The organism is Neobacillus kokaensis, assembly GCF_014656545.1.
In the GTDB taxonomy this organism is placed as follows: Bacteria; Bacillota; Bacilli; order Bacillales; family Cytobacillaceae; genus Neobacillus; species Neobacillus kokaensis.
In genome coordinates, this window is sequence record NZ_BNDS01000063.1 from 1 (window position 1) to 1,770 (window position 1,770).

The 1,770-nt window shown below is 35.9% G+C and carries 1 pseudogene; it reads left to right on the top strand.

Features of this window, described 5'->3' with window-relative positions:
• Window positions 1-100 precede the first annotated feature (100 nt).
• Window positions 101-1,669: pseudogene (locus tag IE222_RS26155) on the top strand (IS1182 family transposase).
• The last annotated feature ends 101 nt before the right edge of the window (window positions 1,670-1,770 follow it).

Below are 1,770 nucleotides of genomic sequence, written 5' to 3' on the forward strand. Positions count from 1 at the left end.
GTAAAATTTCACCGGCTTAATTTTTTTAAAAATAAAAATAAGGACCACTTCTGATAAAATAAAGTTACCACACAAAATTCAATCAGAAAGAAGGGTCCTTATGTTTAAAAATTATAACATGAATCAATTAGTTTTGCCTTTAGATTTAGCAGTTAAATTACAGGAAAATGATATTGCCTTTTCTATTCACCATTTAGTAGAGAGTATTCCCGAACAAGCTTTTTATTCCTTTGTTCATAATACAGGTTGTCCATCCTATCACCCACGCATGATGTTAAAAATCATTCTATGTGGTTATACACAGTCTGCTTTCTCTGGTCGTAAAATTGAAGACTTAACGAAAGACAGCATTCGTATGATGTGGCTAGCACAAGGTTATGAGCCAAGCTACCGCACGATTAATCGTTTCCGTGTTCATCTAGATATGAAAGAGTTAATTCGTCAGTGCTTTGTCCAGTTTCGTTGTCAGCTTGTTCAAGAAAAACTAATTGATCAGGAAGCGATTTTTATTGATGGTACAAAAATCGAAGCAAACGCGAATAAATTCACCTTTGTATGGAAGAAATCCATTGAAAAATATAATACGAATCTAGTGGAGAAGTCTAATCAGCTTTATAATGAGCTACTTGAAAAACAAATCATTCCTGAAATAACGCGAGAAACCAATGAACAACTTTCAATTGAAGAGCTATCCCAAATCACTGAAAAACTAGAGGAAGTCATTGAAGAATATACGGAAAAAATCGAGAATTCTAGTGATGTCAATGAACGCAAAATGTTGCGTGCCGAACGAAAAACACCTAAACAAATCGTGAAACAGGTTTATGATTGGATTGAACGAAAGCAGAAATATCAAAAGGACTTCGAGATATTTGGTACACGGAATAGTTATTCAAAAACAGACAACGATGCGACATTCATGCGAATGAAGGATGATTATATGCAAAACGGCTAATTAAAGCCTGGGTATAATCTTCAAATAGCGTCCGAAGGACAATATACACTTGCCTACGGCATTTTTTCTAATCCAACGGATACAAAAACACTTACACCATTTCTTGATCAAATTGAAGAACAGTACTTTTCATTACCTGAACATATCGTCGCAGATGCCGGATATGGCAGCGAACAAAATTACGATGACATTTTAACAAAGCGTAAACGAACACCGCTGATTACATATGGTCACTACTTAAATGAACAAAAGAAAAAGTTTAAAATGGACCCGTTTAAAACGAGCAATTGGTTGTACGACGAAGAAAACGATGCCTATACTTGTCCGAACGGACAACAAGTGACGTTTAAATATCATTCGAATCGAACAGACAAAACAGGTTTCCAGCGCACGTTTAAAATATATGAATGTGAAGACTGTACGGTTTGCCCACTTCGTATAAATTGTACTAAGGCGCAAGAGGGAAAAAACCGTAAGCTGATGGTCAATGAGACGTGGGAACAACAAAAAGAATATATAAGAGATAAGCTTTCAGATGAAAAAACTGGTGCTATTTATCGTCAACGTAAAATTGACGTGGAACCAATTTTTGGATTTCTGAAGGCTAATTTAGGTTTCACTCGATTTTCTGTACGAGGAAAATCGAAAGTTGAAAACGACATCGGCCTCGCATTAATGGCCGTAAATTTAAGAAAATATGCGGCAAGACCGTAAGATCTTGTCCACATAGATGATAAGAAACAATATGAAAAAAGTGAAATCGCCGGTGCGATTTCACTTTTTTCATTTATAGAAGCTAGTTTTGGCCCAGCCTC